At 61.1% G+C, this 4390-nt stretch carries 1 protein-coding gene and 5 pseudogenes; 4 read left to right on the top strand and 2 right to left on the bottom strand.

Features of this window, described 5'->3' with window-relative positions; genetic code table 11:
* Window positions 1-147: 147 nt before the first annotated feature.
* Window positions 148-393 (bottom strand): annotated as a pseudogene (locus AB0D66_RS34110) (IS5/IS1182 family transposase); the annotation flags it as partial.
* 370 nt (window positions 394-763) lie between these two features.
* Here AB0D66_RS34110 and AB0D66_RS34105 point away from each other — a divergent pair.
* A complete protein-coding gene (locus AB0D66_RS34105; RefSeq protein WP_362311035.1) occupies window positions 764-2437 on the top strand; it encodes a hypothetical protein in 1674 nt (557 codons plus the stop codon).
* A 148-nt stretch (window positions 2438-2585) separates the two neighbouring features.
* On the opposite strand, the pseudogene AB0D66_RS34100 reads toward AB0D66_RS34105, so the two are convergent.
* Window positions 2586-3395, bottom strand: a pseudogene (locus tag AB0D66_RS34100) (IS5 family transposase).
* Between the two features lie 123 nt (window positions 3396-3518).
* Here AB0D66_RS34100 and AB0D66_RS34095 point away from each other — a divergent pair.
* From AB0D66_RS34095 to AB0D66_RS34085, 3 pseudogenes are all read left to right on the top strand, one after another.
* Window positions 3519-3818, top strand: a pseudogene (locus AB0D66_RS34095) (ISAzo13 family transposase); the annotation flags it as partial.
* A gap of 5 nt (window positions 3819-3823) precedes the next feature.
* Window positions 3824-4102 (top strand): annotated as a pseudogene (locus tag AB0D66_RS34090) (ATP-binding protein); the annotation flags it as partial.
* Window positions 4103-4294: 192 nt separating this feature from the next.
* Window positions 4295-4390, top strand: a pseudogene (locus AB0D66_RS34085) (IS5/IS1182 family transposase); the annotation flags it as partial.

Below are 4390 nucleotides of genomic sequence, written 5' to 3'. Positions count from 1 at the left end.
GCCTTGAACTCGGCGGGATAGTGCTTCATCCCCACGGGGACTCCGTTCTCCTGGACCATCAAGATCCAAGTCTCTCCGGTGTCCAAAATCCGAGGTCAAGGCCCACGCCTCAACAAACCCGAATCATGATCGTGTTACGAGCTCTTAGGCCGTGGCCTCGGAGACCCAGACTCCGGCCCCGACCTGCTGATACGTCTCGTTCTTCCGCAGGCAGGGGAGTGCGAGGAAGGCATGCTTGAAGCAACCCAGACGCCGCCAGGGAGAGTTCAGCTCCTGCCGGTGGGCGTGGAGCAGCCAGGAGACATGCTCAACGAATTCGTACGGAACGTCCAGCGCGGAAGAACAGGGGACCCACGAAGCCTCCGGCGCCGGTGTGATGAGTGGAATCACCACACCAACGACGGAAGCTTCGCCATCTCACCGACAACCCCGCCGATCTGCCTATTCACCCTCACAGAACCAGGCCTGATCGCTCGACTGCACGAAAGGGTAGGCGTATCTACGCTGGCTTCATCACTATCAGGCGATGCGCCACCTGATGGAATGTTCATAATCGTGCTTGAGAGTTCACCCCACTCATTCCATTCTGTAACTGCTGCCGATAAGGATACCAGCAGAAGAGAGATCGGCCGCCACGATGATTTGTCACACGGAACTGAGACTCGGCGTAATAGAAGCTATTGAATACTGCGGCGAGCGCATCCGCTCGGAGGGCGTCCCCTTCGGATATGATGTGTTGCACTGTATTTTCCATGATTTTCTCATGCGCCGCACCGGTAAATGCTATGCCGAGATGAGCGGACATCCAGATTTCAGATCTCGAGAGTGCGAGCTCCTTATAGGACTTCTGGCCTCCCTGAGGCACGATAATCCCGCGATCGACGTCACGAATCTCTACCTGAATGTCGGCCTCAATCCGAACCATTTCGAGGCTACACCTCCTCCTAAGGAAGTGGCAGCCGCAGCATACGTCGATCTCTTGGCTTATTGGGCTAATCGGTACGGTGACCCCGACACCATCGCGGCTCCGGCTCCGGCTCCGGCTCCGGATCCGGATCCGGAGCCGGCCGCACAAAGTGCTGCGAATAATCCGAATGCGGCAGAGCGCCTCGGTTCGGAAAAAGAAGAAGTTTGGGGCAAAAATCGAGCGGTAATAATGAGTGCCTTTATCGAGTGTCGGCAAGTGTCACTTACCGTGCTGCGCGCTGTGATTCCCGAAGGATTTCTTGCCATATTGGTTGACCAGCGAGAGAATTTGCCTGGACTGGCTCAAGAGCTGCTTGACGACGGGCTGGCCGACAGGGACTACTCCCTCAAATACCTTCCAGGCAAGCCTGTGAGTCTGGGTATGTATTATCAAGATGCTCCTATATCGGCTGAACTTTCCGTCGAAATATTTGCCGAGCTCTTCGGCCCGATATGGCGGGAAGTCGTCAATGAGATGGCCAGCAGTAGCACGACTGGCGCCCACACACATGAAGCGGGCGACCGGACACCGTCTGTGTCGGCTGTTCGGCGGGCGCAGGGGGCTCAGCATTCGGTAAGGCTGACTGGCCCCGAGCCGCAGAAGGCTGACAGCCAGCAGGCTTTTCCAGTTAAGTCCCCGCCCAGGGTTCCCACCTCCGCGGCCGACATCGCTGAGCACTTGACCTGGGCCTGTGAGCAGATGCTCATGGAACCGGAGCAGTTCAGGGGTGAGAACTGCAACGTCGTCGAGGGAGCACTCATCAAGGTTCTCCATCAGCGAGGGTGGAGCGATGAGCACATCAGTCGCACGCTGCGTTTCGGTTCTCTTGCAATGAATGCCTTCTGTGAGCAATTTCACAAATTGGCGAAGGGGGGTGGATTCCAATATCCGCACGCCCTTGGGGCTGCTTCCCCGGCGACCTTTCGAGAGTTGCTCAAATCAAATGTATTGGGCATTGAGAGTGTTGCCTGTGAGGGCGAACGTTTCCTGCGTGAGAAGACTTCCGCCGACGCTGTCCCCGGCCAGTCGGCGAGCGACTCCATGGGCACCTATCTGGTTTGGCAACGTAAGCGGCTGTCCACTATCAATTCCTTTAATCGCCGTTCTTTGAAGTCGCTGAAAATCGGATTCCAGTGTCGCATGCTGCTGCTGTCCCCGAAGGGTCACGAAAGCGAGAAGAGGCAGTTCCCATTGCTCCTCGTGATAGGTGCGACACACCCGGATTTCTACAATGCGAATGAGCTAAATGCCTACGATCTCGATGTTCAAGAGGTAGCTCTGTACAAGGCTTCCAGGGGAGGGGAGGCTGACGGAGAAGTGTGTGTCATTGGAGCTCCACCAGAACTGCACGACCTGATCAGGGGAAGCCTCAGGAAGCACGTCACCAAGAAACGCGTAACCTTCTGCGAAAGCAAGAAAGGCCTGCCACCTATTAATCAGAAACGTAGTTGGTTCGCGTTCAGGAGGTAGCGGGCGTGTGGCTGCCGAAGTAGCCGCAGCCGACGTGTGGTTGGCGTCATCGGCGGTAGGAGAACCTGCGGGTTTAGGGCTTGCCGGGAAATAAGTCGTGGCTTCCAGCCGGCGGGCTCGTTGTTCTGGTATAGAGCTCGTAACACGATCATGATTCGGGTTTGTTGAGGTGTCGCCAGCAGATGAGGCTGCAGGGAGACGAGGGCGTCGTGGAGTTCGGTGCGGCGTTCTCAGCGGGCGGCGAGGCGTTTGAGCTGGTGGAGCAGGGCGAAGGTCTGCTTGACGACCTAGGGGAGCTTGGCCCTGCCCTTGGTGTTCGGGGCTTCTTTGTGGGAGATGACGGGCAGGATCCGGCGTTTGCGCAGTTCATCGCGGTTGGGGTTGGAGTCGTAGCCGTTGTCCTGGAGCAGGGCCTCGGGACGTCGGCGGGGCCGGCCGGGGCGGCCTGCCACCGGCGGGATGCCGTCGATTGGGGCGGGGGTCTGGGTGACGTCGTTGACGTTGGCCTCGGTGGTGATGACTTTGAGCGGGGGTGCCGTGTCCGTCGCAGATCAGGTGGTGTTTGCTGCCTGTCTTCCGGCGGTCGACCGGCGACGGACCGGTGTCGGCGCCCCCCTTTTTTTTTCGCGCGGATGTGGGAGCCATCCACGCACGCCCTCGACCAGTCGAGGCGGCCGGCCGCGTTCAGTTCCGCGAGCAGGATGCGGTGCAGCTGGTCGAAGACTCCGGCCTGCTGCCACCGTTCCAGGCGCCGCCAACAGATTTGCCCAGAGCCGAAGCCCAGCTCAGGTGGCAGGAGTTGCCAGGCGATGTCGTTGTGCAGGACGTACAAAATGCCCTGCAGGCACAGCCGGTCTGCCACCGGCCGCGGCCCTGGCGACCTCGCCGGCCAGGGCGACAGCAGCGACTCGATCAGTGCCCACAAGCCGTCGTCCACGATCCACGGCCGAGTACTCACACCACCACGAACGGCCGAATCATCACCCCGGTCACGCCCCACCAGGACATCTCAACAAGATCCTGGTACGAGCTCGTAGGGAGCCCGGAGGGGGCCGAGGGTGTCCTGGCGGCGAAATTCCAGGTGTTGTTGCCGCATCTGGACGAGCGTCAGCGTCGGCTGGCCACAGGGGCGGAAGCACTGTCGCTGGGGAATGGTGGGATCAGACTGGGCGCTGCCGCGGCCGGCGTTCGGGAGGGCACGGTCTCGCGCGGTGTGGCTGAACCGGCCTCAGGCCAGGCTCTGTTGGGGCGGGTTCGTCGTCCTGGTGGTGGCCGGAAGAAGGCCGTGGACCTTGATCCGGGGCTGCGTCGGGCTCTGCTTGCGTTGGTAGAGCCCGATGAGCGGGGTGATCCGATGTCGCTGCTGCGGTGGACAACGAAGGGCGCCACCGCGTGGATGATTCCCTGGCCAGGGCCATGGCCCGACTTATCCGCACCGATCTGATCATCGTCGATGACATCGGCCTGCTGCCCGTCAGCCCTGACGCCGCCGAAGGCTTCAACCGCCTGGTCGACGCCGCATACGAACGACGGGCACTGGCCGTCTCGAGCAACCTCCACCCGTCCGGTTTCGATGAGATCATGACCAAGACTCTCGCCACCACGACCGTCGATCGGCTCCTGCATCACGCCCATGTCGTGGTCACCCAGGGGGATCCCTTTCGCCCCACCAAGCAACCTCCGGCCAGGGGGTGATCTCCTTGCGCCGACCCACCCGCCAACAGCGCGGAGTCTGGCTGCCGTTGGGGAGGGCTCGTCGGCCGCCGGGGGAGCACTCAGGCTCTTCGACACTTTCCGTGAAGCCGGTGATCCTTGGGTAGCTCTTCGCGGTGGGGGATCATGCGGTTGAGCTGCTGAATCGACGCGGACAGCCGCCTGGTCACTGCCTCGGCCCGGCCGGCGCCGGGGAACAAGGCCGACGCCCACGTCTGGCGGGAGTCAGACCTGCCGGCC

The sequence above is a fragment of the Streptomyces sp. NPDC048270 genome, from assembly GCF_040652335.1.
Classification (GTDB): Bacteria; Actinomycetota; Actinomycetes; order Streptomycetales; family Streptomycetaceae; genus Streptomyces.
The sequence above is the reverse complement of the archived record's forward strand: the minus strand, read 5'-3'. Positions and strand labels throughout refer to the sequence as shown.